Origin of the sequence: Frigoribacterium sp. PvP032 (assembly GCF_017833035.1) — a bacterium.
Lineage (GTDB): Bacteria > Actinomycetota > Actinomycetes > Actinomycetales > Microbacteriaceae > Frigoribacterium.
The window spans coordinates 3,043,139-3,069,016 of record NZ_JAFIBM010000001.1 but is presented as its reverse complement, the minus strand read 5'-3'; the positions used below and the strand labels follow the sequence as shown (position 1 = coordinate 3,069,016).

25 protein-coding genes, 1 tRNA gene and 1 riboswitch are annotated in these 25,878 nt (G+C 72.0%); of the genes, 9 read left to right on the top strand and 17 right to left on the bottom strand.

Annotation, left to right across the window (positions count from 1 at the left end; translation table 11 throughout):
* Window positions 1-242 precede the first annotated feature (242 nt).
* Entirely contained in the window at window positions 243-1,073 is an 831-nt protein-coding gene (locus JOE35_RS14150) for a hypothetical protein (RefSeq protein WP_209561586.1), read from the bottom strand.
* A gap of 257 nt (window positions 1,074-1,330) precedes the next feature.
* Here JOE35_RS14150 and JOE35_RS14145 point away from each other — a divergent pair, with 257 nt between their 5' ends.
* Entirely contained in the window at window positions 1,331-1,516 is a 186-nt protein-coding gene (locus JOE35_RS14145) for a PspC domain-containing protein (protein WP_209561585.1), read from the top strand.
* Window positions 1,517-1,579: 63 nt separating this feature from the next.
* Here the strand turns inward: JOE35_RS14145 and JOE35_RS14140 are convergent, their stop codons facing one another.
* Together JOE35_RS14140 and clpS are read right to left on the bottom strand one after the other, a co-directional pair.
* Window positions 1,580-2,041 (bottom strand): DUF2017 domain-containing protein, encoded by a 462-nt coding sequence (locus JOE35_RS14140; RefSeq protein ID WP_307803100.1) that lies wholly within the window; start codon window positions 2,039-2,041, stop codon window positions 1,580-1,582.
* Entirely contained in the window at window positions 2,038-2,340 is a 303-nt protein-coding gene (clpS, locus tag JOE35_RS14135; protein ID WP_209561584.1) for an ATP-dependent Clp protease adapter ClpS, read from the bottom strand. The genes JOE35_RS14140 and clpS overlap by 4 nt, the downstream gene beginning before the upstream one ends.
* A 103-nt stretch (window positions 2,341-2,443) precedes the next feature.
* Window positions 2,444-2,528: riboswitch (ZMP/ZTP riboswitch) on the top strand.
* A gap of 63 nt (window positions 2,529-2,591) precedes the next feature.
* On the opposite strand from clpS, the gene glyA reads away from it, so the two are divergent.
* Together glyA and JOE35_RS14125 are read left to right on the top strand one after the other, a co-directional pair.
* Window positions 2,592-3,911, top strand: coding sequence for a serine hydroxymethyltransferase (gene glyA / locus JOE35_RS14130; protein ID WP_209561583.1), 1,320 nt, complete (start codon window positions 2,592-2,594; stop codon window positions 3,909-3,911).
* 101 nt (window positions 3,912-4,012) lie between these two features.
* Complete coding sequence (locus tag JOE35_RS14125; RefSeq protein ID WP_209562098.1) at window positions 4,013-4,906, top strand: bifunctional methylenetetrahydrofolate dehydrogenase/methenyltetrahydrofolate cyclohydrolase; 894 nt, start codon at window positions 4,013-4,015, stop codon at window positions 4,904-4,906.
* Window positions 4,907-5,323: 417 nt separating this feature from the next.
* On the opposite strand, the gene galK is transcribed toward JOE35_RS14125, so the two are convergent.
* Together galK and galT are read right to left on the bottom strand one after the other, a co-directional pair.
* Complete coding sequence (galK, locus tag JOE35_RS14120; RefSeq protein WP_209561582.1) at window positions 5,324-6,592, bottom strand: galactokinase; 1,269 nt, start codon at window positions 6,590-6,592, stop codon at window positions 5,324-5,326.
* Window positions 6,592-7,692, bottom strand: coding sequence for a galactose-1-phosphate uridylyltransferase (gene galT, locus JOE35_RS14115; RefSeq protein WP_209561581.1), 1,101 nt, complete (start codon window positions 7,690-7,692; stop codon window positions 6,592-6,594). The genes galK and galT overlap by 1 nt, the downstream gene beginning before the upstream one ends.
* A 167-nt stretch (window positions 7,693-7,859) precedes the next feature.
* On the opposite strand from galT, the gene JOE35_RS14110 reads away from it, so the two are divergent.
* Window positions 7,860-8,747, top strand: coding sequence for a DeoR/GlpR family DNA-binding transcription regulator (locus JOE35_RS14110; RefSeq protein ID WP_209561580.1), 888 nt, complete (start codon window positions 7,860-7,862; stop codon window positions 8,745-8,747).
* A gap of 112 nt (window positions 8,748-8,859) precedes the next feature.
* Entirely contained in the window at window positions 8,860-9,834 is a 975-nt protein-coding gene (locus JOE35_RS14105; RefSeq protein ID WP_209561579.1) for an aldose 1-epimerase family protein, read from the top strand.
* 427 nt (window positions 9,835-10,261) lie between these two features.
* On the opposite strand, the gene JOE35_RS14100 is transcribed toward JOE35_RS14105, so the two are convergent.
* Window positions 10,262-10,334: transfer RNA gene (locus tag JOE35_RS14100), tRNA-Lys, on the bottom strand.
* Window positions 10,335-10,468: 134 nt separating this feature from the next.
* On the opposite strand from JOE35_RS14100, the gene JOE35_RS14095 reads away from it, so the two are divergent.
* From JOE35_RS14095 to JOE35_RS14085, 3 genes are all read left to right on the top strand, one after another.
* A complete protein-coding gene (locus JOE35_RS14095) occupies window positions 10,469-11,098 on the top strand; it encodes a DNA-directed RNA polymerase subunit beta (protein ID WP_209561578.1) in 630 nt (209 codons plus the stop codon).
* Window positions 11,099-11,732: 634 nt separating this feature from the next.
* Complete coding sequence (gene sigK / locus JOE35_RS14090; protein ID WP_209562097.1) at window positions 11,733-12,329, top strand: ECF RNA polymerase sigma factor SigK; 597 nt, start codon at window positions 11,733-11,735, stop codon at window positions 12,327-12,329.
* Entirely contained in the window at window positions 12,326-13,237 is a 912-nt protein-coding gene (locus JOE35_RS14085; protein ID WP_209561577.1) for an anti-sigma factor domain-containing protein, read from the top strand. Before sigK ends, JOE35_RS14085 begins: the two co-directional genes overlap by 4 nt.
* Window positions 13,238-13,317: 80 nt before the next feature.
* Here the strand turns inward: JOE35_RS14085 and pstB are convergent, their stop codons facing one another.
* The 7 genes from pstB to JOE35_RS14050 form a co-directional block, all read right to left on the bottom strand.
* Entirely contained in the window at window positions 13,318-14,097 is a 780-nt protein-coding gene (pstB, locus tag JOE35_RS14080; protein WP_123547836.1) for a phosphate ABC transporter ATP-binding protein PstB, read from the bottom strand.
* 86 nt (window positions 14,098-14,183) lie between these two features.
* Window positions 14,184-15,281 carry a phosphate ABC transporter permease PstA gene (gene pstA / locus JOE35_RS14075; RefSeq protein ID WP_209561576.1) on the bottom strand — a complete coding sequence of 366 codons (1,098 nt, stop codon included), beginning with the start codon at window positions 15,279-15,281 and terminating at the stop codon, window positions 14,184-14,186.
* Window positions 15,281-16,243, bottom strand: a complete 963-nt coding sequence (pstC, locus tag JOE35_RS14070) for a phosphate ABC transporter permease subunit PstC (protein ID WP_209561575.1) — start codon at window positions 16,241-16,243, stop codon at window positions 15,281-15,283. The genes pstA and pstC overlap by 1 nt, the downstream gene beginning before the upstream one ends.
* A 139-nt stretch (window positions 16,244-16,382) precedes the next feature.
* Entirely contained in the window at window positions 16,383-17,480 is a 1,098-nt protein-coding gene (locus tag JOE35_RS14065) for a phosphate ABC transporter substrate-binding protein PstS (RefSeq protein ID WP_374099712.1), read from the bottom strand.
* A gap of 274 nt (window positions 17,481-17,754) precedes the next feature.
* Window positions 17,755-18,699: an NUDIX domain-containing protein gene (locus JOE35_RS14060; protein WP_209561574.1), complete on the bottom strand. Its 945-nt coding sequence runs from the start codon at window positions 18,697-18,699 to the stop codon at window positions 17,755-17,757.
* On the bottom strand, window positions 18,696-20,864 hold the full coding sequence (locus JOE35_RS14055) for an RNA degradosome polyphosphate kinase (RefSeq protein WP_209561573.1): 2,169 nt from the start codon (window positions 20,862-20,864) through the stop codon (window positions 18,696-18,698). The genes JOE35_RS14060 and JOE35_RS14055 overlap by 4 nt, the downstream gene beginning before the upstream one ends.
* Before the next feature lie 149 nt (window positions 20,865-21,013).
* Entirely contained in the window at window positions 21,014-22,003 is a 990-nt protein-coding gene (locus JOE35_RS14050; RefSeq protein WP_209561572.1) for a DMT family transporter, read from the bottom strand.
* A 34-nt stretch (window positions 22,004-22,037) separates the two neighbouring features.
* Between JOE35_RS14050 and JOE35_RS14045 the strand changes: the two genes are divergently transcribed.
* Window positions 22,038-22,658 (top strand): TetR/AcrR family transcriptional regulator, encoded by a 621-nt coding sequence (locus JOE35_RS14045; protein ID WP_209561571.1) that lies wholly within the window; start codon window positions 22,038-22,040, stop codon window positions 22,656-22,658.
* A 29-nt stretch (window positions 22,659-22,687) separates the two neighbouring features.
* On the opposite strand, the gene JOE35_RS14040 is transcribed toward JOE35_RS14045, so the two are convergent.
* The 4 genes from JOE35_RS14040 to JOE35_RS14025 form a co-directional block, all read right to left on the bottom strand.
* The gene (locus tag JOE35_RS14040) at window positions 22,688-22,906 is read right to left on the bottom strand and encodes a hypothetical protein (RefSeq protein ID WP_209561570.1); all 219 of its coding nucleotides are present in this window, start codon (window positions 22,904-22,906) and stop codon (window positions 22,688-22,690) included.
* A gap of 168 nt (window positions 22,907-23,074) precedes the next feature.
* Window positions 23,075-24,220 carry a hypothetical protein gene (locus JOE35_RS14035; protein ID WP_209561569.1) on the bottom strand — a complete coding sequence of 382 codons (1,146 nt, stop codon included), beginning with the start codon at window positions 24,218-24,220 and terminating at the stop codon, window positions 23,075-23,077.
* Window positions 24,221-24,311: 91 nt separating this feature from the next.
* Window positions 24,312-25,142 carry a mycothiol synthase gene (gene mshD / locus JOE35_RS14030; protein ID WP_209561568.1) on the bottom strand — a complete coding sequence of 277 codons (831 nt, stop codon included), beginning with the start codon at window positions 25,140-25,142 and terminating at the stop codon, window positions 24,312-24,314.
* Entirely contained in the window at window positions 25,139-25,819 is a 681-nt protein-coding gene (locus tag JOE35_RS14025; RefSeq protein WP_123547852.1) for a winged helix-turn-helix domain-containing protein, read from the bottom strand. Before JOE35_RS14025 ends, mshD begins: the two co-directional genes overlap by 4 nt.
* Between the last annotated feature and the right edge of the window lie 59 nt (window positions 25,820-25,878).

Sequence of the window (25,878 nt, the reverse complement as noted above, 5' to 3'; positions counted from 1 at the left end):
GCCATCTTCCCAGCCCGCCGTCGCCCCGGCGATCGCGTGTGCCGCCTCCTCCCCTCCTCATTCAGGAAGATCTGTCCTGATCCGCGCACCGGGGGGATGACGAGTCCTGAACGGTGCACCGTGCAGGAACGACGCCGCCCGACTTCCTGAATCCGGCCGAAGTCGGGTCTTCCACGTCGAGGGCGGTAGCCAGCGACCCGCCCTCGGCCCGGAACACCCGCCCTCGACCAGTTCGGCTCGGCTCAGCGCGGGCGCACGGGGCCCCACGGCAGCTCGGGCGTCCGCTCGCCCGTCTCCGCGAAGTGCACGGCCGCCGCCAGCGAGCGCCGTCGTAGCTCACGAGCCCCGAGGAGGCGCGGGTGGGGCTGCCCCTCGACGGGCTCGGTCTCCGTGTCCAGGGTCTCGTGCCACTGCCCCTCCGCCGCGTCGTCCGCCTGCAGCGCGAAGTACGGCGTGGCGCGCTCCCGCAGGAGGAACATGCCCGCCGGCCCTCGCCGCAGTTCCACCTGGTGGGCCTGCTGGTCGCGGAGCCTCCGGACGGCCTTCTCGAGCATCCGCCGGGACGGGTCGACCACCTCCCACCGGAGGCGGTCCGTCTCGAGACGGAGCACGGTCCGGCCCGGCACGTCCTCAGGCCGGGTCGGCGGAGGGAGCTCGCGGACGGCGCGGGCGTCGGCCCGCGCGCGCAGCACGCTGCCGAGCGTCGCGCCGCAGAACACCCCGGCGGAGGTGGTGAGCACGTTCCACGCCTCAGGCAGGCCAGGCGAGACGGTCGGCACGACGAGCAGCACGCCGACCGTGATCGAGAGACGCACGGCGTCGGGGCGGTGCGGACGGCTGCCGGTCACCACGCCGGCGAACACGGCGACCACCGCCCAGAAGATGACGAGGCCGGGCGTGACGCCGCCGAAGAGGGATGCGGCCACGCCGACGGGCAGCGCGGCGACGGCGAGCACCAGCCGGTCGACCGAGGGCGGCGCGAGCGGCGGCGACGGAGCAAGCCGGCGGAGCACGTCGGCCGGCGGCTGCGCGCGAGGCTCCCGGTGCCACTCCTCCTGCCGATCGTGCGGCATCGGTGGCTGATGCTGGTCCGGCGTGCTCCCCACGAATTCCCCCTAGTCGTCCGCCGCGGGTGACGTCCTCGGCGCCTCGATCCTGGCAGTGGTGCTCCTCCTGCGCTCGTGTGCCGCACCTCCTCGTTCGTCGAGGGCGGGTGTTCCGGCTCGAGGGCGGGCAGCCAGCGACCCGCCCTCAGCCCGGAACACCCGCCCTCGACGGAGGCCCGCGGCGAGCCCAGCCCGCGGCGAGCCCGGGCTGGCAGGGTGGGGCCATGGCTACCCTCACTCGTCCCCGCCGCGGCAAGGTGATCGCCGGAGTCTGCGCCGCACTCGCGAACCGCTTCGGCCTCAGCCCGTTCCTGTTGCGGCTGCTGTTCGTGCTGTCGCTGCTGCTGCCCGGCCCGCAGGTGCTGCTGTACCTCGTGCTCTGGGTGGTGTTCCCGAAGGAGGGGCGCTAGCCGCTCACAGGACCGGTCGCAGCCCAGGGCGGATCGGGTCTCGCACCACCCTCCGCGAAGGGCTCAGCCCAGCGTCTGCACCAGGCTCTCCTGCAGGTAGCCGAGCCAGTCGAACACGTCGTGCATGACGACCACGTGCGGGTCGTCGCTCGGTGACGGGCCGTCTGCCGTGACGCCGAGGCGGCTGCCGAGCACGAGCCGCAGGTCGGTCAGCGTCCGCAGCCACGACTGCTGCCCGGCGACGTCGAGCCGCTCGGCGGTCGGCGCTGCGACGTCGTCGAGCACCCGTCGCGCGTTGGCCAGCTTGCGGGCGGTGAGGTCGTCGGCGGTGAACCTGCGGAACTCGGCCGCCGCCTCCTCGTCGTCGGGGTAGGCGGAGGGAAGGAGGCGCGCCACGGCCGGGTCGTCGGCGTCGCCGCTCTCGAGCACGGTCACGAGCTGGGCGACGAGGTCGCCGAGCAGCCTCGCCTCGTGCTCGGGCAGGTCGAGCAGCAGGTCGTCGCCGCGGCGCCGGAACGGGATCACTCGTCGGCCTTCGCGACGGTCGCCCAGAGGCCGAAGTCGTGCAGCGCCTCGACGTGCCGCTCCATCGCCTCGCGGGGCCCGGTGGCCACGACGGCTCGGCCGGTCGTGTGCACCTGCATCATGAGGCGCTCGGACTCGGCGGCCGCATAGCCGAAGTAGCTGCGGAACACCCAGCTCACGTACGACATCAGGTTGACGGGGTCGTCCCAGACGAGCACGACCCAGGGGACGTCGGGCGCGACGAGGAGGCGCTCACCGGTCTCGGTCCCGGTGAGCGTGTCGTCGAGGGTCTGCGTCACCCCACCAGCGTGCCACGGCTCGCCCGACAGAACGAACCGTCTGGTCTGCCGGCGCCTGCAGGCGCGTCCCAGTCTCGCATCCGCCCAGCCGCCCGAGTTATGATCGACCCGTCGCGACTGGCGTTCAGATGGTCACCATCGGGGAGCGACGCACACACGGTACGTGGCCGTACGCCTGGGCCACCTCACCACCTGAAGAACCGGCACCTCGTGCCGCCCTCGTCCCGTGACCGTGTAGAGAGAGACCCGCCATGACGATCCAGTCAGAGTCCACCGCCAGCGCCGCCGAGGCCAGCTCCGCCGGCCAGAAGCTGCCCTCGACCTTCAACGCCCCGCTGAGCGAGGTCGACCCCGAGATCGCGGCCGTCCTCGAGCAGGAGCTCGGACGTCAGCGCGACTACCTCGAGATGATCGCGTCCGAGAACTTCGTGCCGCGTGCCGTGCTCGAGTCGCAGGGTTCCGTGCTCACCAACAAGTACGCCGAGGGCTACCCGGGTCGCCGCTACTACGGCGGCTGCGAGTTCGTCGACGTCGCCGAGAACCTCGCCATCGAGCGTGCCAAGTCGCTCTTCGGCGCCGACTTCGCCAACGTGCAGCCCCACTCGGGCGCCCAGGCCAACGCCGCCGTGCTGGCGGCGCTCGCCGACATCGGCGACACCATCCTCGGCCTCGAGCTGTCGCACGGCGGTCACCTGACCCACGGCATGAAGCTCAACTTCAGCGGCAAGATGTACAAGGCCGTCGCCTACGAGGTCGACCCCGAGACGTACCTGATCGACATGGACGTCGTGCGCCGCCAGGCCATCGAGCACAAGCCCAAGGTGATCATCGCCGGCTGGTCGGCCTACCCCCGCCAGCTCGACTTCGAGGCCTTCCGCGCCATCGCGGACGAGGTCGGCGCGTACCTCTGGGTCGACATGGCGCACTTCGCCGGGCTCGTCGCCGCCGGCCTGCACCCGTCGCCCGTGCCGCACGCGCACGTCGTCTCGTCGACCGTGCACAAGACCCTCGCCGGCCCTCGGTCGGGCGTGATCCTCTCGAACCACGAGCCGCTCTTCAAGAAGCTCAACTCGGCGGTGTTCCCCGGGCAGCAGGGCGGCCCGCTGATGCACGTCATCGCCGCCAAGGCGACCGCGTTCAAGCTCGCGGCCGAGCCCGAGTTCAAGGACCGCCAGGAGCGCACCATCCGCGGCGCCCAGGCCCTCGCCGCCCGCCTCATGCAGGCCGATGCCGAGGCGGCAGGCGTCGACGTGCTCACCGGGGGCACCGACGTGCACCTCGTGCTCGTCGACCTGCGCGCCAGCGAGGTCGACGGCAAGCAGGCAGAGAACCTCCTGCACGAGGTCGGCATCACCGTGAACCGCAACTCGGTCCCGTGGGATCCTCGCCCGCCGATGGTCACCTCCGGGGTCCGCATCGGCACGTCCGCCCTCGCGACCCGCGGTTTCGCCGACGCCGAGTTCGCCGAGGTCGCCGACATCATCGCCGCGACGCTGATGCCCGAGCCCGACATCGCAGCGCTGGCCGCGCGGGTCAAGGCGCTGACCGACGCGTTCCCGCTCTACGCGTGAGCGCGGGCGTGGTCGACGCGACCAGCGCCTCCTCGTCCTCTGAGCCGGCCGGCGCAGTGTCGCCGGCCGGCCCTGAGGCCGACGCGCAGGGACGGCCCCTGATCGCCGGGCCGGGCAGTGCCGTGAAGATCGACGGCACCGCGCTGGCGGCGACGGTCAAGGCCGACCTGCGCGAGCGCGTCGACGCCCTCAAGGCGCGCGGCACGGCGCCGGGGCTCGGAACGATCCTCGTCGGGGCGAACCCCGGCTCGCTGTCGTACGTCGCGGGCAAGCACCGCGACTGCGCGGAGGTGGGGATCGAGTCGATCCGCATCGACCTGCCCGACACGGCCTCCGAGGCCGAGATCCGCGCCGCGATCGAGACGATGAACGCGGACGAGGCCGTGACGGCCTTCATCATCCAGCTGCCGCTGCCCGAGGGCATCGACCCGACAGCCATGCTCGAGCTGATGGACCCCGCCAAGGACGCCGACGGCCTGCACCCCGTCAACCTCGGCGAGCTCGTGCTCGCCGTGCCCGGGGGCAAGGGGTCCATCGACACGCCCCTGCCCTGCACGCCGCGTGGCATCGTCGCGATGCTGCGGGCCTACGACGTGCCGATCGCCGGCGCGCACGTGACGATCGTCGGCCAGGGGCTGACAGTCGGACGCCCCCTCGGGCTGCTGCTGACGCGGCTGGAGGCGACGGCCACGCTGACGCACTCGCGCACGGCCGACGTCGCCGCGGAGGTGCGCAGGGCCGACATCGTCGTGGCCGCCGCGGGGGTGGCCGGCCTGGTGAAGCCGGACTGGGTGCAGCCCGGAGCGACCGTGATCGACGTGGGCATCACCCGCGTCCTGAACGAGGAGACCGGCAAGTACAAGCTGCGCGGCGACGTCGACCCTGACGTGGCCATGGTCGCGGGGGCGCTGTCGCCGGTGCCCGGGGGAGTCGGCCCCATGACGCGCGCGATGCTGCTCGCCAACGTGGTGGAGGCCGCCGAGCGCGTCGCCTGAGCTGCGTTGCACCCCGGCGCCCGGCGCCCGCCGCGAAACACGCTCCAAGGGACGAAACGCGCCCGGGCCCGGCAGTGTTCTGTCCCTCCAAGGGTGTTTCGCGGTCGCGGTCGCGGTCGCGGTCCCGGCGGCGGCGGCGCGTGGCTCTCGCGGTCCGCAGCGCACGGGAAGTGCCTGAGAAGGGTCGACGTGCGCTCGGGACCGGCCGCACTTCGTCCCTTGTCGCGTAGGTCGCGCTTGCGCTCGCGCGACCCGGGCGAGTTCGTCGCCGCCGGGCTGTCGCTGTCGACCGCCCGCGACGAACCCGCCCGCCGGGCGTGATGCTGACACAGGTGCGCAGGTCGGGCTGGCTCCGCGCACGACGAACCCGCCCGCCCCAGAGGGGACGAGCGGGCCAGGTCGAGCGTGCGGGTCGCGCTACGCGTCGCGGCGCGCGCCCTCTGCGGGGTGCACCGTGAACACGGTCGGAGCCGTGAAGCCGGCCTCGGCGAATGCCGCGGTGACGGCGGCCGCGACGGTGTCGCGGTCGGCCGATCGGACGAGCGCGATCGCCGAGCCGCCGAAGCCGCCCCCGGTCATGCGCGCGCCGACGGCACCGGCCGCCTGCGCGGTCGAGACGGCGAGGTCGAGCTCGGGCACCGAGATCTCGAAGTCGTCGCGCATCGACACGTGCGAGGCGTCGAGCAGCGCGCCGATGCCGACGGCGCCCTCGGTGCGGAGGGTGCGCACGGTGTCGAGCACGCGCTGGTTCTCGGTGACCACGTGGCGCACGCGCCGGAAGGTCTCGTCGTCGAGCACGTCGGAGGCGCGGGTCAGGTCGTCGACGTCGAGGTCGCGCAGCGAGCTGACGCCGAGCGCCTCGGCGCCGCGCTCGCACGAGGTGCGGCGGTCGACGTAGCCGCCCGTCGCGTGGGCGTGCTCGACGTGCGTGTCGACGACGAGGATCTCGAGGCCGGCCGCGTCGAAGCCCAGGTCGACGACGTCGGCGTCGAGGCTGCGACAGTCGAGGAACACGGCCGAGTCGGCCTGGCCGAGGAGTGACGCGGACTGGTCCATGATGCCCGTGGGCGCGCCCACGGCCTCGTTCTCGGACAGCTGGCCGACGGCGGCGAGGGCTGCGCGGTTGATGTCGAGGCCCCAGAGCTCGGTCATCGCGACGGCGACCGAGCACTCGAGCGCGGCGGACGACGACAGCCCCGCGCCGACCGGCACGTCGGAGGTGACGAAGAGGTCGAGCCCCGGCACCGCCGAGAGGTCGATGGTCGACAGGTCGCCGCCGGCCGCCGCGAACGACGGCGACGCGGCACGTGACGGAGCCACCGACAGTGCCCAGGCGATGCCGAAGACGTAGGCCGACCAGCCGTCCATGCGGGCAGGGTCGAGCTCGTCGAGCGAGATCTCGTGGACTCCCTCGTCGAAGGTGCTGGCGACGCGCAGGAGGCGGTCGTCACGGACGCCCACGGTCACGACCGTGCGGCGGTCGATCGCGAAGGGCAGCACGAAGCCGTCGTTGTAGTCGGTGTGCTCGCCGATCAGGTTCGCCCGTCCCGGCGCTGACCACCGACCAGCGACGGGGGTGTCGAAGACCGAGCCGAAGTCTCGGGCCGGACCGGCGGTCTCGGAGGCGGAGCCGGTGTCGGCGGCGCGACCCGCGCCTCCTGCGGCGTCGGGGGTGGGGGTGCTCATCAGCGCGTCATCGCCTCTCTCAGTCGGTCGGCCTGGACCTCGGGCACGAGGTCGCCCACCCAGGCTCCCATCGCGGCCTCGGAGCCTGCCAGGAACTTCAGCTTCGTCTCGGCACGTCGCGGCGAGGTGATCTGCAGCATCAGGCGGACGGTGTCTCGTCCGACGTTGACGGGGGCTTGGTGCCAGGCGCCGATGTAGGGCGTCTCGTCGCCGTAGAGGGCGTCGAGGCCCGTGAGGAGGCGCTTGTACATGACCGCGAGCTCGTCGCGCTCGTCGCTGGTCAGGCCCGCGAAGTCAGGCACGTGGCGGTGGGGGAGCAGGTGGATCTCGATGGGCCAGCGTGCGGCGAACGGCACGAAGGCCGTGAAGTGCTCGCCGGCGAGGACGACGCGCGGGCCGCTGCGCTCGCTCTCGAGCAGGTCGGCGAAGAGGTCGGGGCCGTACGCCTCGATGCTCCGCAGCAGCGCCGAGGTGCGCGGCGTGACGTAGGGGTAGGCGTAGATCTGCCCGTGCGGGTGGTGCAGGGTCACGCCGATGGCCTGGCCGCGGTTCTCGAACGGGAACACCTGCTCGACGCCGGGCAGGGCCGAGAGGGCCTCGGTGCGGTGCGCCCACGCCTCGACGACGGTGCGCGCACGGGAGTCGCTGAGCCCCGCGAACGAGCCGTGGGTCTCGGGGCTGAAGCAGACGACCTCGCATCGGCCGACGCTGCGGCGGGTGCGCCCGAGGCCGACCTCGGCCAGGTCGGCGAGGCCCGCGGGGGCGTCGGGCCCGTCGAGGGTCGGGCCGAACGACGGGGAGCGGTTCTCGAAGACGGCCACGTCGTACAGGTCGGGGATCTCGGAGGGGTTCGTCGAGGAGGCGGGGGCCAGGGGATCGAGCTCGGCCGGCGGCAGGAACACGCGGTTCTGACGGGAGGCGGCGATCGAGACCCACTCGCCGGTGAGCGGATCTTGCCGCATCGAGGCGGTCTCGGGGCGCGGGTCGAGCACGCGGGCATCGGCGCGGCGCTCGGCGCCGAGGGTCGTGTCCGCGTCGTCGAAGTAGATGAGCTCGCGCCCGTCGGCCAGGGTCGTCGGGCGGATGGCGATGGACGCCATGGTGCCTCCTAGAGGGGCGGGGTGGGACCTGCGGGGCGGGGTGGGACCTGCGGGGCGGGGGTGGGACCTGCGGGGCGGGGTGGGACCTGCGGGGCGGGGGTGGGACCTGCGGACGCCCCCGCGACTTGCGCTTGCGAAAGCAGGTGAAAGCATACGAAGATCAGGGGGTGACCCGCAACCCCGTCGACGCCCCGCTGCCCGGCGAGCGTCGTCGCGACCGCATCGCGGACATCGTGGGCCGCCGCGGGTTCGTCTCGACCGCCGAGCTGGCGCGTGAGTTCCGCCTCTCCGAGGTGACGATCCGCACCGACCTCGAGAGCCTCGCCGCCGAGGGCCTGCTGTCGCGGGTGCACGGCGGCGCCCTCTCCGTCGAGCGCCCGGTCGAGCGCCCCTTCGAGGAGGAGAGCGCGGTCGGCACCGACGCCAAGAAGGCGATCGGCGACCGAGCCGCCGCGCTCGTGCGCTCGGGCGACTGCGTCGTGATCGACGTCGGCACGACCACGACGCAGATCGCGCTGGCGCTGCTCGACCGGCACGACCTCGAGGGGGTCGTCGTCGTGACGAACGGGCTGACGATCGCGCTCGCCCTCGAGCAGGCGGTGCCGCGCTTCACGGTGATCGTCTCGGGCGGCACGCTCCGCCCGCTGCAGCACTCCCTCGTCAACCCGCTCGCGACCAGCGTGTTCAGCTCGATCACCGCCGACCTCGCGTTCATCGGCTGCACCGGCGTGCACGCCGAGCACGGCGCGACCAACGTCAACCTGCCAGAGACCGATCTCAAGCGCCTGATGACCACCACCGCGCGGCGCTCGTACATCGTGGCCGACGGCAGCAAGCTCGGCGAGGCGCACCTCGGCGTGATCGGCCCGCTCGACCGGTTCGAGGCGCTGATCACCGCGGACGCCGACGCCGGACAGGTCGATGCCCTTCGACGAGCCGGGCTCGAGGTCGTCGAGGCCGAGCTGCCCGCCGAGCCCGAGGGCGGGCCGGCCATCGGTCCGGACACGGGTGCCGCAGCCGACCCGGACGGGGCCGACGACGACCTGGCAGGCTGACGCAGGAGGCGCGGTGCCGGCCACCGGCACGGCCGTGCCTCCTGCAGTCCGCACCCGCACCTCCTGCGACGACGCTCATGCCGGTCGCGACGTTCACGACGAAGGGACGACCATGCCGACTCCACCCTCCGGACACCAGCACGAGCTGCGGCTCGAGGCGGACGGTCGCGTCGTCACCGCGACGGTGACCGAGGTCGCCGCCGGGCTGCGCGCGCTCGCCGTCGACGGCGAGGCGCTCACCGAGACGTTCGCCGAGCACGAGACGCCGCCGTCGGCGTGCGGCATCACGTTGTTCCCCTGGCCGAACCGCGTCGACGGCGGCCGCTGGACCCTCGACGGCCGCGAGCTGCAGCTCGACCTCACCGAGCCGGCCAAGGGCAACGCGAGCCACGGTCTGCTCCGCTGGACGGCGTACCGGGCGGTCGACGTGCAGCCGCACGCGGTGACGCTCGCGGCGACGGTGTTCCCGCAGCACGGCTGGCCCTCCACGCTCGAGACGACGGTGCGCCACGAGCTCGTCGCCGACGGGATGCGGGTGGTGCACACCGTCTCGAACGTCGGTGCGTCGCGGGCGCCGTTCGCCGTCGGCTCGCACCCGTTCCTGCGCGTCGGCGAGCACGACCCGGCGACCCTGACGATCACGCTGGAGGCGGCGACCCGGTACGAGGTCAGCGAACGCGGCATCCCGACCGGCACGTCGCCCGTGGCAGGCACGTCGGCCGACCTCCGTGGCGGGCCCCGGCTCGGCGACCTCGACCTCGACGCGCCATTCCGTGACGTGCAGCCCGGTGCTGACGGCGTGCGACGCACGCGGCTGACCGCGCCCGACGGCACGGCGACGGAGCTGTGGCAGGACGAGGCGTTCCCGTACGTGCAGGTGTTCACGCCGCGGAACTTCCCGCGAGCGGGGGTCGAGGGGCTCGCCGTCGCGGTCGAGCCGATGACTGCGCCGCCGAACGCGCTCGCGACCGGCGAGGGGCTCGTCTGGCTCGAGCCGGGCGAGACGTGGACGGCCGCGTGGGGCATCCGTCGGGTCGAGGCTGCCGCGGGGGCCGCGGGCGCCTCTGGCGGCTCGGCTCGGGCCTAGGCGACGCGACGACGACGAAGCGACGTGGTGTTCCGCGTCGTCTTGTCGTCATCGCGTGGCTTGCTGCTTCGGAGGCGTCGACGGGGGCGCCGCTGCGGTTGCGCAACACGTGCCGTCCGGTGAAACCGACCCGCTGACCTGTTGTCCAGTATGCGCAAGCGGTCCTGCCACACGTCCGCATCTGCCAGTTCGGGCGCTAACGTGTATCCGTTCGGCTGGTTACCGGACACAAGTCGCCGAGAGGTCCGTGCGCCGATCCCCACCTGATCCGGGGACCGGAGCCGCTCCTGGTGCACCGTGCCCCCGCTGGCTCCGCCGGTCGGGGGCACGCTCGTCTCCCGCGTCGGCGCTGCAGCCACGTCCGCGCTCGTCCCGACGACGAAGGAGGCGGCGCACCGGCCGTGCCGGACGCCGCCTCCCGAGGTCGTGGGCCCCATGGGGCTCGAACCCATGACCCGCGGATTAAAAGTCCGATGCTCTACCAACTGAGCTAGAGGCCCTCGAGCGTCAACGATACGGGATCGGGGGAGTCCTCGCGGGCCGGCAGCGCGCCTCCTTCGCGGCTGTGGGCGACGCAGCCGGACGAGGCCCGGCGCACACGCCGCTGTCGGTGCACGCGCGTATCGTCGAGGCGATGCCCAGAGACTTCCACCGCCCGACCCAGTTCCCCAGCGCCGCCTTCGAGGCGTTCCAGGGAGGCGACGACCCGGCGACCGTGAACCGGATCGCGCACGAGTCGGCCGCCGCCCTCGTCGCGAGGGTGAAGCACGACCCGCAGCCCGAGATCCTCGACCGGCTCGTCTCGTTCAGCGACGAGCACGGCATCGACGTCGTCGCCGAGCTGTGGGCCCGGGCTGCTCCGCACACCCTGCCGGGCGCGCTGTGGCGGATCTACCTCGTGCGCGCGGTCATCCGTCAGGCGCCGGAGGAGGTCACGTACCTCTTCGACCGCGGCGTCGAGACGTCGACCACCATCGACCCGATCGTCGCCGGGGCCCCGACGCCCGCGACCCCGGCCGAGGTGCTCGCGCTGGCCGACCTCATCCTCCGCGGGGTGTTCGACGGCGACTTCGCGGTCGCGCTCGAGCGCGGCGCGGCCTTCTGCCGCCTGGCGGCGGCCGGCGCCACGACGGTGGCCGACGAGCAGGACACGATCGGCTCGGACCTCGCCTCGACGCTGACCCGGCGTGCGCTCCGCCTCTCAGAGCTCGGCGTCGACCTCACCGCCTGCGCTGCGCTCTGGCGCGACGGCAGCCTCGACTGACGCTCCGCGTTCGCACCCGGCGAACGCCCGTGCGAGGCTCGGCGACGGCGGTTAGACTCGATCACTGTCGGGCCGTAGAAACCCCGGGCTCCAAATTTAGCCGCTTCGAGCGGCCTCGCGCCGAGAGGCGTTCCTGCGGCTCGACACCCTCTTCCCCGCACCGAGCGTGACCATCCCCGCTCGGGCCAGCCGGGGCCGTGCACTTCATCGATGCACTCCGTCGACGGCCGCCGCCGAGTGGTCCGAAGAGGTGCTCTCCGGTACCGAGGCCGACCGTTCGTGACCACTCGGCCACCGTGCAGGCGCAGCCCGTGCCGGAGGCTCCTTGCACCTGAGGCAAAGTCGCCCAAACCGGCAGCCCCCCGGTGCCGAACCATGAGCGTGAGGGATCGAGAGATCCTCCGCTGACTTCCCGCCGCCCTGACTGGCGGGACGACGCGGTCGTTCCCTCCGCTCGGCCCGGGCCTGAACGCCATCCCAGACGGTCACCGGGCGGGGGGAGCGACTCACACCAGCGAGGACCAGCTCGACCAGAACGACTTCGCACCACCAGCAACGACCGAGACACCAGCACGAACCCGTCACGATCCTGTGACGGTCAACCCGACACGAGCGGATCGAGGTGAACCCTGACATGCTGAAGCTCGTGACCCATGACATCGAGACTCCCCAGGAAGAGGCGCGTGCGTCGACACCTGACGAGCTCCTCGTGAAGGTCGCCCAGGCCGATCGAGTGGCCTTCGCCGAGCTGTACGACCAGACCGCACCCCGTGTGATGGGCCTGATCAAGCGGCTCCTGAAAGACCACTCGCAGTCAGAGGAGGTCACCCAGGAGGTGTTCCTCGAGATCTGGCAGAACGCCGCTCGCTTCGACACCACCCGGGGCAGCGCCTCCAGCTGGATGTTGACGATGGCCCACCGCCGGGCCGTCGACCGTGTCCGCGCCTCGCAGGCCGGCCGCGACCGAGACCTCAAGATCGGCGTGCGCGACCTGGAGCCCGGCTACGACTCGGTCACCGAGTCCGTCGAGATCCGGATCGAGCACGAGCGCGTCGAGCGTGCACTGGGACGACTCACGGAGCTCCAGAGCCAGGCCGTCAGGCTGGCGTACTACGGCGGCTACAGCCACAGCGAGGTGGCCGCGATGCTGGGGGTGCCGATCGGCACCGTCAAGACGAGGTTGCGCGACGGCATGATCCGCCTGCGCGACGAGATGGGAGTGGCATCGTGACCTACCGCGACGACTCCACCACTGGCGGCAACCCGCCCCACGACTCGCTCGAGGCGATGTCGGGTGCCTACGCACTCGACGCCCTGAGCGACGACGAACGACACGACTTCGAGACTCTGCTGGAGGAGTCCGAGAGCACCAGAAGGGAAGTGACCGAATTGAGAGAGACCGCATTGCTGCTCGCCCACGCGGCACCGCCCGTGATGCCTTCGGCCGCCCTCCGCGCGAGCATCATGGACGCCATCGTCGGGCTGCCTCAGCTGCCCGCCCAGACCACCTCCGACTCTGCCTCGCAGACGCCGGCAGCGGCCCAGGTCGCAGGAGGCGCGGGTGACGACCACGAGATCGCCCGCCCCGGCCGCCACGCCGTCCCCGAGATGGAGCCGAGCGAGTCCGAGACCGCTGCCAGGGTGATCGAGCCGACGGGTGCCGCCCGTGCCCGCTGGTTCACCCGTCCCGTCGCGATGCTCGGCGTCGCCGCGGCAGCCGCTGCGCTCTTCTTCGGAGGAGGCGCGCTGCTGTCCGAGGTCACCGGCCCGAGCCAGCAGCAGGGGCCCACGGCCTCTTCGATAGACGAGATCTACGCGGCGGGCGACTTCCAGCGCACGGTCACCGACGTCAGCACCGGCGGCACCGCGACGCTGGTCTGGTCGAACGAGCTCAAGCGCTCGGCGGTCGTCCTCGACGGCCTCACGTCGCTGCCCGGCGACCAGACGTACGAGCTCTGGTACATCGGCGCCGACGGTGCCGTCCCCGCCGGCACGTTCGACACCGACACCGACTCGACGGTCACCAAGGTGCTCAAGGGCGAGATGAAGCCCGGCGACACCATCGGCCTGACGGTCGAGCCCGCCGGCGGCTCCGAGCAGCCCACGAGCGACCCGATCATGGCCGTGCAGGCCGCGTAGCCGAGACAGCGCCACCGCACCACACGACGAAGGAGGCGGCCCACCAGCAGGTGGGCCGCCTCCTTCACGTCGTGCCGGGCTCAGCCGAAGCGGCCGGAGACGTAGTCCTCGGTCGCCTGGACGCTGGGCTTCGAGAACATCGTGGCGGTGTCGTCGTACTCGATGAGCTTGCCGGGCTTGCCGGTGCCGGCGATGTTGAAGAAGGCCGTCTTGTCGCTGACGCGGCTGGCCTGCTGCATGTTGTGGGTCACGATGACGATCGTGTACTGCTGCTTGAGCTCCTCGATCAGGTCCTCGATGGCCAGCGTCGAGATCGGGTCGAGGGCCGAGCAGGGCTCGTCCATCAGGATCACGTCGGGGGAGACGGCGACGGCGCGCGCGATGCAGAGACGCTGCTGCTGGCCGCCCGAGAGACCGGAGCCGGGCTTGTCGAGGCGGTCCTTGACCTCGTTCCAGAGGTTGGCGCCCTGCAGCGAGCTCTCGACCAGGTCGTCCTGCTCGCCCTTGCCCATGCGGCGGTTGTTGAGCTTCACGCCGGCGAGCACGTTGTCGCGGATGCTCATGGTGGGGAACGGGTTCGGGCGCTGGAACACCATGCCGACCTGACGGCGGACGAGCACGGGGTCGACACCGGGGCTGTACAGGTCGTTGCCGTCGATCAGCACCTCGCCGTCGACGTAGGCGCCGGGGATGACCTCGTGCATGCGGTTCAGAGTGCGGAGGAACGTCGACTTGCCGCAGCCGGACGGGCCGATGAAGGCCGTGACGGTGCGGGGCTCGATGGTGATGTTGACGTCCTCGACGGCCTTGAACTTGCTGTAGTAGACGTTGAGGTCCTTGACCTCGATGCGCTTGGACATTCAGGTTCCTTCGGTGAGGTGCGGCGTCGTGCTGCGTGTCGGGTGCGGAGACGCGGGGGGAAGAGGGACGAGGAGGCGCGTGGCCGTCAGCGGCCGAGCTTGGGGGCGAAGAGGCGCGCGATGAGGCGGGCCAGCAGGTTCAGCGCCATGACGATGAGGATCAGCGTCAGGGCCGAGGTCCACGCGCGGTCGATGTAGGCGGTGGCGTCGGTGCCCTGGCTGACGTACGAGCTGTAGGCGAAGACCGGCAGCGACTGCATGCGGCCGTCGAACAGGTCGTAGTTCATGCTCGCCGTGAAGCCGGCGGTGATGAGCAGCGGGGCCGTCTCGCCGATGACGCGGGCGATCGAGAGCATGACGCCGGTGGTGATGCCCGCGATGGAGGTGGGGAGCACGACCTTGAGGATCGTCAGCCACTTCGGCACGCCGAGCGCGTAGGCGGCCTCGCGCAGCTCGTTCGGGACGAGCTTGAGCATCTCCTCCGTGCTGCGCACGACGACGGGGATCATCAGCACGGCCAGGGCCACCGAGCCGGCGGCGCCCATGCGGACGCCCTCGCCGAAGAAGATCACGAACAGGGCGTAGGCGAACAGGCCGGCGACGATCGACGGGATGCCCGTCATGACGTCGACGAAGAAGGTGATCGCGCGCGCCAGGCGGCCGCGGCCGTACTCGACGAGGTAGATGGCCGTGAGCAGACCGATCGGCACCGAGATCACGGCGGCCAGGGCCGTGATCAGCAGGGTGCCGGTGAGGGCGTGCAGCCCGCCGCCGCCCGCGCCGACCACGTTGCGCATCGACATGGCGAAGAAGTCGCCGTCGAAGCGAGCCGCGCCGGAGGTCACGACGGTGAAGAGGACCGAGATGAGCGGGATCAGCGCGAGGATGAACGCGGCGCTGACCAGGGTCGTGACGACGCGGTCCTTCGCGCGGCGGATGCCCTCGACCTGCATCGAGATGACGAACACGAGCGCGGCGTAGAGGATCGTGCCGAGCACGATCGCGGCGACCCAGTTGAAGGTCTCGGTGACGCCGCCGGCCTGGAGCAGGCCGAAGACGACGAGCATGATCGCCCAGCTGCCGGCGAGGATGACCAGCGGCGCGCCCTTGGGCAGGCGTCCGGTGGTGAGGGTGTTGACGGTGCGGCTGGCCGTGCGGGGACGGTCCTGGGTGGTGGTGGCCATCAGTTCGCTCCGGAGAAGGCCTTGCGGCGGTTGATGACGATGCGGGCGATCGAGTTGACGACCAGCGTGATGACGAACAGGACGAGACCGGTCGCGATGAGGGTGTTGATGCCGATGTCGTGCGCCTCGGGGAACCTCAGGGCGATGTTGGCGGCGATCGTCGACGAGTTCGTCGAGGTGAGGATCGCCGGGTTGATGACGAGCGCCGGCGACAGCACGAGCGCGACGGCCATGGTCTCGCCGAGGGCCCGGCCGAGGCCGAGCATCGAGGCCGAGATGATGCCGGGGCGGCCGAAGGGCAGGACCGCCACCTGGATCATCTCCCAACGGGTGGCACCCAGCGCGAGGGCCGCCTCCTCGTGCAGGGTCGGCGTCTGCAGGAACACCTCGCGGCTCAGCGCGGTGATGATCGGCAGGATCATCACCGCGAGCACGATGGAGGCGGTCAGCAGCGTGCGGCCGGTGCCCGACACGGGACCGGCGAAGAGCGGGAACCAGCCGAGGTTGTCGGTCATCCACGAGTAGACGGGCTGGACCGCGGGCGCGAGGACGATGCCTCCCCACAGGCCGAAGACCACCGACGGCACGGCGGCCAGAAGGTCGATGACGTAGCCGAGGCCCGCGGCCAGGCGGCGGGGCGCGTAGTGCGAGATGAAGAGCGCGATGCCGATGGCCACGGGGAGGGCCATGACGAGGGCGAGCGCCGCTGCGTAGACCGTGCCGAAGGCGAGCGGTCCGACGTACTGCCAGAACGAGTCGGGGAAGCCCGAGAGGGAGATGTCCGACGGGTCTGCGGTGAGGGCGGGGACGCTCTGGACGATCAGGAACAGCGCGACGGCGGCGAGTATGGCGAGGATGAGACCGCCGGCGACGATCGTGCTGCCCGAGAAGATCCTGTCTGCGGGGCGACGCGGCGCACGAGGTGCTCTGACCTTCGTGGCGGTCGATGCGGGGGCGGTCATCGGACGAGGTCCTCCGGGTGGGTCATCGGTGCTCGGGTGGCTGTGCGGGTGCTGCCGGTGGTGCGGATGCTGCAGTGTCCTGTCAGGGAGACGGCCCGGGACCGCACGGCGTGCGGTCCCGGGCCCGGTGTGGCGGGTGCTACTTGATGAGCGCGATCGCGTCGGCGACCTGGCCCGAGAGGGTGCTCGAGATGGGAGCCGAGCCGGCGGCGTCGGCCGCGACCTGCTGGCCCTCGTCGCTCGTGACGTACTCGAAGTACGACTTCACGAGCGCGCCCTGCTCGGCGTCTTCGTACGACTCGCAGCCGATCAGGTAGCTCACGAGGACGATCGGGTAGACGCCTTCCTCGGTCGAGGTGCGGTCGAGCTCGATGGCGATGTCGCCCTCGGTCCGGCCCTCCTCCTCAGGGGAGGCATCGACGATGGCGGCGGCGGCCTCGGCCGAGTACTCGACGAACTCCTCGCCGACCTTGATCTTCGCGACGCCGAGGTCTCCGGCGCGCGAGGCGTCCGCGTAGCCGATGGTGCCGGTGCCGTTGGTCACGGCGTCGATCATGCCCGACGTCTGGTTCGCGCCCTCGCCGGTCTCGAAGGGCCACACGCCGTCCGCCTCGGCGGTCCACACGTCGGGAGCCGTCTTGTTGAGGTAGTCGGTGAAGTTCTCGGTGGTGCCCGAGTCGTCCGAGCGGTGCACGGCCGTGATGGGCGTGCTGGGGAGGTCGGCGTCGGGGTTGTCCGCCGCGATCTCCGGGGCGTCCCACGAGGTGATCGTCCCGGCGAAGATGCCGGCGATGGTGGCGGGGGCGAGGTTGAGCTCGTCGACACCGTCGAGGTTGTAGACGACCGCGATGGGCGAGACGTAGGCGGGCAGCTCGACGATGCCGGTGTCGGGCGTGCAGCCCGCGAAGGTGCTCGACGAGATCTCGTCGGTCTTGAACGCGCGGTCCGAGCCGGCGAAGGCCGCGGCGCCGGAGATGAAGCTCTCACGGCCGCCGCCGGAGCCCTGCGGGTCGTAGTTGACGGTCACGTCGGGGTTGGCGGTCTGGAAGCCGGCGACCCAGGCCTCCTGGGCTGCCTGCTGCGACGAGGCGCCGATGCCGGCGATCGTGCCGGAGAGGTCGGAGGAGGCGCCCTCGGTCGAGGTGCCGGAGCCGGCCTCGTTGGAGGCGCAGGACGCGAGGAGCATGGTGCCGACCGCGGCGATCGCCACGATGCTGCCGGTGCGCTTGAAGTTCACAGAGGTTCCTTTTCGGGATGTGGTGCTGTGGGGTGCTGGGGGGCCGGTGCTGGCCCGTTGCGAGACGCTACGTCGGGCGGTTAACCACGGTCGTCTGCGATGGTGAACGGGAGGTTAACGCGGGGGGAACATCGGCCGGGCGTGCCCGCCGCTGCCCGCCGGTCGGGCCAGGATCACCCGCCGCGCACCCGGGCCCACCGTGTCCACATCGATCGCGGCACAGCTCGCGCCCCGCGGCAGGGCCACGGGGCGCTAGGGCTGACCGGCGTCCGGCCTAGAGCACGGGGCCGTGCGTCTCGACGGCCACGAGGGCGGCGTCGGAGCACGACACGTGCAGCACGGTGTACTCGCCGGGGCTCAGCGAGGAGGCGCGGCGCAGGTCGAGCCGGTGCCCGCCCACGGTCGCGGCGGCGATCTGGCGCACGAGCTCGGGCAGCACCGGGGCGTGCGTGCAGAACACGGCCGGGACCCGCTTCTTCAGGCGCTTCGCGACGACGCCGGGCACGTCGTCGTCGTGGCGGTCGAACGCGTCCTGGCTGATCGAGTCCGTCTGCTTCACCCCGACGCGCGTGAGCGCCGACAGGGGCTCGAGGGTGGCGAGGCAACGAGCGGCCGTGCTGCTGATCAGTCGCTGCGGGGCCCAGGCCGCGATGCCGGGCGCGATCGACTTCGCCTGGCGGCGGCCCTGCGGCAGCAGCGGGCGGGTCGCGTCCGAGCCGGTCCACTCGCCCGGCGACGTCGTCTTGGCGTGGCGCAGCGCCACGAGGGCGAAGGTGCGCGCGGCGCCCGACGCGACCCGGTCGGCGAACCGGTCGAGCACCTCCGCGTCTCGTTCGTAGGTCAGCTTCGCGCGCGCCTTCTCGACCGAGACCCACTCGATCGCCGCGACCTCGCTGTTGGGCGTGAAGCGCCCGGCGGCCGCGAACGACTCGTCGGTGACCTCGGCGGCCCAGTAGTGCACGATCTTGTCGCGGCCGCCGGGCATCACGTACTCGGCCGTGCCGAGGGGAGCGCCGAGGGCCACGCGGTAGCCCGTCTCCTCCCGGATCTCGCGGACGGCGGTCTGCGGCGTCGACTCGCCGGGGTCGACCTTGCCCTTGGGCAGCGAGACGTCACCGTGGTGCTCACGGTGGATGAGCAGCACGCGCGCCTTGCCGTCGACCAGGCGGAAGCAGACCGCGCCGGCGGCGACGATCGTCGTGGGGGCGACCGTGCTCACCGGCTGGCCCGGCGGCGCTGCGTGATCTGCTTCATCAGCACGTTCTGCATGTCGGCGAGCGGGGCGTCGGAGGCGTCGCGCGCGTGGCGTGTCCAGGTGCCGTCGCTCTCGAGCCACCACGACGCCGTCTCGTCGGACATCGCGCGGTCGAACAGCTCGGCGACCTGGTCGAGGTGGTCCTGCTGCGTGAGGCGCACCAGGGCCTCGATGCGGCGGTCGAGGTTGCGGTGCATCATGTCGGCGCTGCCGATGAAGACCTGCGGGTCGCCGTCGTTCGCGAACCAGAAGAGGCGCGAGTGCTCGAGGTAGCGGCCGAGGACGGAGCGCACCCGGATCGTGTCGCTCAGGCCGGGCTTGCCCGGCTTGATGGTGCAGATGCCGCGCACCCAGACGTCGACCGGCACGCCGGCCTGGCTGGCCTTGTAGAGCGCGTCGATGATCTGCTCGTCGACGATCGAGTTGATCTTGATCTTGATGCCCGAGGGGCGACCGGCCTGCGCGGCCTCGATCTCGCCCTGGATCTGCTTGAGCAGGCCGCGGCGCAGGTAGCGCGGCGCGACGAGCAGGCGCTTGAACTTCTTCTCGATCGCGTAGCCCGACAGCTCGTTGAAGAGGCGCGTCAGGTCCTTGCCGACCTGGTCGTCGGCGGTGAAGAGGCCCATGTCCTCGTAGATGCGGCTGGTCTTCGGGTTGTAGTTGCCCGTGCCGATGTGCGTGTAGTGCCGCAGCCGACCCTTCTCCTGGCGGATGACGAGCGCGAGCTTGCAGTGGGTCTTGAGCCCGACGAGGCCGTAGACGACGTGCACGCCGGCCTTCTCGAGCTTGCGGGCCCAGGTGATGTTGTTCTGCTCGTCGAAGCGCGCCTTGACCTCGACGAGGGCGAGCACCTGCTTGCCCGACTCGGCGGCGTCGATCAGCGCCTCGATGATGGGGCTGTCGCCGCTCGTGCGGTAGAGCGTCTGCTTGATGGCGAGGACGTTGGGGTCGGCCGCCGCCTGCTCGAGGAACGCCTGCACGCTCGTCGCGAACGACTCGTACGGGTGGTGCACCAGGATGTCCTGCCGGGCGATGCTCGCGAACATGTCGGGCTTCATGTTCGGCTCGGTCGGCTGCAGCTGCAGCGCCGTCTGGGGCAGGTGCTTGGGGTACTTCAGGTCGGAACGCGGCATCTTCGTGATCTCGAAGAGGCCCGCGAGGTCGAGGGGCGCCGGCAGCCGGTACACCTCCTGGTCGGTGACGTCGAGCTCGCGGACGAGCAGCTCGAGCGTGACCGGGTCCATGTCGTCCGTGATCTCGAGGCGGATGGGCGGGCCGAAGCGCCGACGGAGCAGCTCGCGCTCGAGCGCCTGGATCAGGTTCTCCGACTCGTCCTCGTCGACCTCGACGTCCTCGTTGCGGGTGACGCGGAACACGTGGTGCTCGACGACCTCCATGCCGGGGAACAGGTCTTGCAGGTGGTTCGCGATGAGGTCCTCGAGCGGGATGAAGCGCACGCGCCCGCTGTCGTTGTCGGGCAGCTGCACGAAGCGCGGCAGCATCTGCGGCACCTTGAGCCGCGCGAACTCCTGGCGCATCGTCTTCGGGTTGCGGACGCGCACCGACAGGTTCAGCGAAAGGCCGGAGATGTAGGGGAAGGGGTGCGCGGGGTCGACGGCTAGGGGCATCAGCACGGGGAAGATCTGCTCCGTGAAGATCTCGCGCATGCGGACGCGGTCCGCCTCCTCGAGGTCGGACCACTTCTCGATGTGGATGCCCGCGTCGTCGAGGTCGGGCTTGACCAGGTCGAGGAACGCGCGTGCGTGCCTCTCTTGCAGGTCGTGCGCCTTGGCGTTGATGTCGGCGAGCACCTCGTTCGGGCCGCGGCCGACGTTCGTCGGCACGGCGAGCCCGGTGGCGATGCGCCGCTTCAGGCCGGCGACGCGCACCATGAAGAACTCGTCGAGGTTGCTGGCGAAGATCGCGAGGAAGTTCGCGCGCTCGAGCAGCGGCGTCGTCGGGTCCTCTGCGAGCTCGAGCACGCGCTGGTTGAACGCCAGCCAGCTGAGCTCTCGGTCGAGGTACCGCTCGGCGGGGAGGGTGCCCTCCTCGAAGCTGACGATCTCGTCGAAGTCGTCGAGGAAATCGGGGGTGACGCCGGCGCCGTCGACGCGTGGTTCGCTGTCCATCGCACCATCGTGCCACCCCTGGTGGCCGCCGACGTCCCCCTGACGTGAACGGCTGGTGACGAGGCCAGGCCCCGCGGCTGTGGAGGAGGCGCGGCGGAGGCGTCGCGGACGCGCGGAACAGGCCCCGGCAGGCGAGCGGCAGGGGCGCCTCAGGGGGTCGCGAGGGCCTCGCCGGCCGGTGCGCGCCTCCTTCGTCCGCTCGTCAGCACGAGGGCTGAACCGGCTCCGCTGAGCACGAAGCCCGCGAGGGTCCACGCCGTGAGCGGCTCGCCGAGGAGCAACGCGCCGGAGGCCGCGGTGGTCGGCGCGACCAGGAAGAGCAGCGCGTTCAGGGCGGTCACGCCCAGCCGGCGCAGCAGCCACCAGTACAGGCCGTACGCGGCGAGGGTCGGCACCAGTGCCGACAGCACGGTCGCGGCCCAGAACGACGGCGACGGAGGCGGCACGAGCGTCCCGGTCGCCGCCGCGAGCACCACGAGCGCCCCGGCCGTCACGCTCACGTGCACGGTCAGCGTCGTCAGCACGGGCAGCTCCGCCCCGCCGCGTCGCTCGACGAGCGTGCCGGCGATCAGGCTGGCCATGGCCAGCGCCGGGAGCGCCCACGCCCAGGCCGGTGCGTCGGACCCGCCGAGCTGCGAGCCGACGACGAGCACGACGCCGGCGGCCCCGACGCCGAGCCCCGCCCACTGCGCGCCCCGCACCCGCAGCCCGAGCAGCGGGCCGACGAGGGTGGCCACGACGAGAGGCTGCACCGCGTCGACCAGGGCCGTGCTGCCGGTCGCCACCCCGGCGCCGACGGCCGCGTAGACGAACACCACGTAGCCGAACTGCGCGAGCAGGCCGATCACGGCCTGGTGTCGGAGCTCGACGACGGGCACGCCGCGCAGCCGGCCCCTGGCGACGGCGACCACGACGAGCAGCGCCGCCAGCGGCAGGAACCGCCAGAGCAGCAGCGTCGTCGCGGGCGCGTCGACGGTCGCGACGGCCGCGATGGTGAAGCCCGAGCTCCACGCGAGGACGAAGGCGGCTGCGGCGAGCACCGTGAGGACGGCGGACGCACGTCTCGTCCGGCCCGGCCCGTCTGCGCGCTCCGGCCTGTCTGCGCGCTGCTCATCGAGTACACCGATCGGTTTAGTCATGCTCGTGACTATACAGATAGGTATAGTCGAGTGCATGGTCGATCTCACCGCACCCGAGCTGCCCCTCCTCACGCCCGGTGCGCGCCGCCTCCTCGACGCCGCCTCCGACCTCTTCTACGACCGCGGCGTGCACGCCGTCGGCGTCGACACGATCGCCGAGGCGGCCGGCGTCACGAAGAAGACCCTGTACGACCGCTTCGGCTCGAAGGAGGCGCTGGTCGTCTCGTACCTGCAGCACCGCGACGCGAGGTGGCGCGCCCACCTCGCCGCCGAGCTGGCGCGCACGCCCGAGCCCGGCCCCGAGCGGGTGCTCGCGGTCTTCGACGCGACGCTCACCTGGTCGGCCGACAACTCGCCGAAGGGCTGCGGCGTCATCAACGCGCGCGCCGAGGTCGGCGGCCCGGACGACGGCGGGCCGGTGCTGCCCGAGCTCACGCGGCAGAAACGCTGGATGCTCGAGCTGCTCGGCGGCCTCCTCGCGGAGGCGGGGCTCGGAGGCAACGACGAAGGCGCCCTCGCGCGGCAGCTGATGCTGCTGCACGAGGGCGCCCTGGTCACGCTCGGGATGGCGACGTTCCCCCGGCCGGTCGAGGCCGCCCGCGAGCTCGCCGCGGCACTGCTCGCCCGCGTCTCACGACCCGGGGCCGCCTCCTGAGCTGAGCGTGCCGCCCTGAGGGGAGCTGCCTACTTCTCTTCCTGCTTCAGGGCGATGCCGAGGGCGAAGAAGGTGGGCGCCCAGTGGCCGATGAAGATGCCCCAGCGGTCGGACTGCGCCTTGTCGTTGGAGTCCTTGCCCTGGGAGGCGAGCCACGCGACGAGCGCGATCACGATGGAGGCGAAGCCGCCCCAGTAGGCGTGGTCGCTCTTGACGCCGAGGTCCGAGATGAATTTGACGGGGTTCATGGTGTTCTCCTGCAGGTCGTGGACGATCCGATGACGACAATCCACTCCCTCAGGCTGTGAGCGGCGTGCCAGGTCGGGGTGCAGCTCCGAGTAGGCCTGCGGCGAGCCGCCACGTACCCCGGCACGTACCCCGGCGAGTGCCCCGAGGGCCCGGTGCGCCCGCCGCCGTCAGTACTGCAGCAGCGTCGAGGTGAAGGTCGCGCCCTCGGCCGTGACGTCCGAGATGACGCCCTGGATCGGCACGCGCACCGCGCCGACCGAGTTGAACGTGCCCGTGCCGCCCGCACCGTCGCTGAGCGACGACGTGAACGTCGCCGACCCCTCCGTCGTGGCGTCGACCCGCCAGCCCTGGCTCGACCACTCGCCGACCTCGTAGACCGGCGCCGTCTCGAGGGTCCACTTCTGCTCGGACAGCGTGTAGCCGGTCGGCTCGTTGACGATCTGGAAGCTGCAACCGGCGGGGGCGAGGTCGGGACTGGCGACGCACGCGGCGAGCCACCCGTCGACGGCGGCACGGGCGGCGGCCTGGCCCGAGTCGGTCAGCGACGCGACGAGCGTGGCGGGGCTGCCGGTCGAGGAGGCGCCGGTCGCGATGCCGACGACGTCGTCCGCCTCGTAGGCGCCCGCCCCGTCGAGCGTGGCGGGGTAGCTGCCGGGGAACGCGCGCAGCTCGACCGTGTCGCCCTCGGCGCCGGCGTGCGGCACCTCCACCCCGGCCGCCGTCACGACGGCGGCGTCGGGCGCGCCGACCTGCACGGTGAGGGTGCCGAGCTCGACGGGCGTGAGCGTCCACCGGTCGAAGAAGAGCAGGTCGGTGCCGTCCTTCTCGAGCGTGAACTGCTGGTCGTACACGGCGCCCGCCTCGCCGCCCTGCTGGACGACGGCGAACACGGCCGCCGAGTCGCCCTCGACGCGCGAGCCGGTCACGCGCCAGCCCGTCACGCCGTCCGTGGCGCCGGCGTAGGCGTCGTTCGTGAGGAGCACGTCGTCGTCGCCGACCTCGGTCCCGTCGAGCGACATCGCCTGCTCGACGTCGCCCTGCTGCACGGCGTCGAGGTACGCGACGACGGCGGCCTGCGGCTGGTGCGTGGCGGCGGTGCGGCCGACGACCACGGCGGCGACGATGCCGAGCGCGAAGAGCACGGCGGCCCCGCCGACCAGCAGCGTGCGGCGACGGCTCCAGCCGCGACGTCCACGCCCGCCCGGGGCGGGCGACGGTGAGGACGACGTCTCCTGACCGGGCTTCGACGCGGTCTGCTGCCGCGCCTCCGGAGAGGTCTGGCCCTCGGCCTGCGGCAGTGCGTCGTCGCTCATCTGGTCCCCCTGGTCAGTCGTGACCGGCCAACACTACCGCCGCCCTGGTCGGCGCCTGAGGCTCTCGCAGGGTGCGTGACCCGCCGGGGCGTCAGCGCGTGAGCGTGTACTGCACGTCGACGGCGTGGTCGACGAACCCGCGGGCCGCGTAGAGCCGCAGCGCGGCGGCGTTGTCGCCCTCGACGTAGAGGGCGGCGGTGGTGACGCCCCTGTCGAGGAGGCGGGCGAGGCCGGCGTCGACCACCGCGCCTCCCAGGTGCTCGCCCTGGTGCTCGGGGCTGACGGCGACGGCGTAGAACTCGCCCGGCTGGCCGGCCTCGAGCTTGAGCCAGCACGAGGCGAGCAGCTCGTCGCCCCGCCAGAGCAGCAGCAGGTCGCCGGCGTCGAACCAGTCGTCGGCCTCGCGGGCGTCGAGGTCGGCCTGCGTCAGGGAGCCCTGCTCGGGGTGGTCGGCGAAGGCGCGGGCGTTGAGGTCGAGCCAGGCCGCGTCGTCGACGCCGGGGCGGAAGGCGGCGATGCGGTCGCCGTCACGGAGGCGCGGCGTGCGTCGCTCGACCGGCGCGCGCTGCTGGAGCAGCCGGCGCGTCTCGACGAGGCCCAGCTGCGCGGCCAGGGCCCGTGCGCCGGGGTGGTCGCCGTGCGCCCAGAAGGCGAGCGGACCCGTCGTCTCGTCGACGACGCGTCGCGCGAGGGCCGCACCGAGCCCCTGTCGCCGGTGGTCGGGGTGCACCACGAGCTCGACCTCGCCGGGCCGGAGCACCGCGGCGGCGTGCTCGTCGCCGAGCAGGCGCGCCTCGCCCGTGCGGGCCTCGACGAGCGCCTGGTCGTTGACCGGCGGGCTGCCGTCGACGGCCTGCGCCGCCCGGGCCAGCGCCTCGAGGCCCGCGGCGTCCAGCTCGGCCGGCTCGCCCTCGGAGGTCATCGGACGACCGCGCCCGGCTCGTCGTCGTACACGTTGAAGCGGTAGCCGACGTTGCGGACCGTGCCGATCAGCGACTCGAGGTCGCCGAGCTTGGCGCGCAGGCGACGGACGTGCACGTCGACGGTGCGCGTGCCGCCGAAGTAGTCGTAGCCCCAGACCTCGCTCAGCAGCTGCTCGCGCGTGAAGACGCGGGAGGGGTGCGTGGCGAAGAAGCGGAGCAGCTCGAACTCCTTGAACGTGAGGTCGAGCGGCCGACCGTGCACCTTGGCCGAGTAGCTGGCCTCGTCGATGACCACGCCGGACGCGTGGATCTTCGAGCCCGTCTGCGACTGCGCGAGACGCCCGACGACCAGGCGGATGCGGGCGTCGACCTCGGCGGGGCCCGCGGTCTCGAGGACGACGTCGTCGGCGCCCCACTCGTGGTTGACGGCCGTCAGGCCGCCCTCGGTGAGCACCAGCACGAGCGGCACCGTCACGCCCGTCGTGCGCAGGATCTTGCAGAGCGACTTCGCGCTGGCCAGGTCGACGCGGGCGTCGACGAAGATCAGGTCGCTCGACGGTGCGTTGACGAGCTGGGCGGGCTCGGCCGGGATCTGCCGCGTACGGTGGCTCAGCAGGGCGAGCGCGGGGAGCACGTCGGAGGAGCCGGCAGAGGTCAGGACCAACAGCTGTGCCACACGGACCTCCAGTGAATGTACTGTCGAACAGCCTAGGACAAGCGCGACGACCGCCACGA

Excerpts from the sequence above, each read along its gene's own strand:
- pstB (WP_123547836.1), bottom strand. The coding sequence starts at position 14,097 with ATGTCCAAGCGCATCGAGGTCAAGGACCTCAACGTCTACTACAGCAAG.
- JOE35_RS14145 (WP_209561585.1), top strand. The coding sequence starts at position 1,331 with ATGGCTACCCTCACTCGTCCCCGCCGCGGCAAGGTGATCGCCGGAGTC.
- JOE35_RS14055 (WP_209561573.1), bottom strand. The coding sequence starts at position 20,864 with ATGGACAGCGAACCACGCGTCGACGGCGCCGGCGTCACCCCCGATTTC.
- JOE35_RS14045 (WP_209561571.1), top strand. The coding sequence starts at position 22,038 with ATGGTCGATCTCACCGCACCCGAGCTGCCCCTCCTCACGCCCGGTGCG.
- JOE35_RS14050 (WP_209561572.1), bottom strand. The coding sequence starts at position 22,003 with ATGACTAAACCGATCGGTGTACTCGATGAGCAGCGCGCAGACAGGCCG.
- pstC (WP_209561575.1), bottom strand. The coding sequence starts at position 16,243 with ATGACCGCCCCCGCATCGACCGCCACGAAGGTCAGAGCACCTCGTGCG.
- galK (WP_209561582.1), bottom strand. The coding sequence starts at position 6,592 with ATGAGCACCCCCACCCCCGACGCCGCAGGAGGCGCGGGTCGCGCCGCC.
- pstA (WP_209561576.1), bottom strand. The coding sequence starts at position 15,281 with ATGGCCACCACCACCCAGGACCGTCCCCGCACGGCCAGCCGCACCGTC.
- sigK (WP_209562097.1), top strand. The coding sequence starts at position 11,733 with ATGCTGAAGCTCGTGACCCATGACATCGAGACTCCCCAGGAAGAGGCG.
- JOE35_RS14095 (WP_209561578.1), top strand. The coding sequence starts at position 10,469 with ATGCCCAGAGACTTCCACCGCCCGACCCAGTTCCCCAGCGCCGCCTTC.
- glyA (WP_209561583.1), top strand. The coding sequence starts at position 2,592 with ATGACGATCCAGTCAGAGTCCACCGCCAGCGCCGCCGAGGCCAGCTCC.
- JOE35_RS14040 (WP_209561570.1), bottom strand. The coding sequence starts at position 22,906 with ATGAACCCCGTCAAATTCATCTCGGACCTCGGCGTCAAGAGCGACCAC.
- galT (WP_209561581.1), bottom strand. The coding sequence starts at position 7,692 with ATGGCGTCCATCGCCATCCGCCCGACGACCCTGGCCGACGGGCGCGAG.
- JOE35_RS14150 (WP_209561586.1), bottom strand. The coding sequence starts at position 1,073 with ATGCCGCACGATCGGCAGGAGGAGTGGCACCGGGAGCCTCGCGCGCAG.
- mshD (WP_209561568.1), bottom strand. The coding sequence starts at position 25,142 with ATGACCTCCGAGGGCGAGCCGGCCGAGCTGGACGCCGCGGGCCTCGAG.
- JOE35_RS14105 (WP_209561579.1), top strand. The coding sequence starts at position 8,860 with ATGCCGACTCCACCCTCCGGACACCAGCACGAGCTGCGGCTCGAGGCG.
- JOE35_RS14035 (WP_209561569.1), bottom strand. The coding sequence starts at position 24,220 with ATGAGCGACGACGCACTGCCGCAGGCCGAGGGCCAGACCTCTCCGGAG.